This window comes from Methylobacterium sp. D54C, from assembly GCF_053345595.1.
Genome location: NZ_JBKFAK010000198.1, coordinates 1 through 304, shown reverse-complemented (window position 1 = coordinate 304; position 304 = coordinate 1). Strand labels below are relative to the sequence as shown.

The following is a 304-nucleotide window of genomic DNA, read 5'->3' as shown; positions in this document are numbered from 1 at the left end:
GGGCCCTGTACCTCGTGCCGACCCTCGACAACCCGACCACCGCGACCCTGCCGGCAATCCGGCGTCGGCGGATCGCCGAGACCGCCCGCACGCACGGCGTCGCCATCATCGAGGACGACGCGGACGGCGCCTTGCCCCACGACGCCCCGGCTCCCATCGCGTCCCAGGCGAGCGACATCACGTGGCACATCGCGACGCTGTCCAAATGCGCGAGTCCCGGCCTGCGCATCCCCTACGTCGCGGTCCCGGGAACGAACGAGGCGGTGCGGCTGGCGGCCGAACTGCGCGCCATCAACATGATGGC

Annotated in this window: 1 pseudogene; it reads left to right on the top strand. The window is 72.0% G+C overall.

Annotation, left to right across the window (positions count from 1 at the left end):
* Window positions 1–304: pseudogene (locus ACLBYB_RS33150) on the top strand (PLP-dependent aminotransferase family protein); the annotation flags it as partial.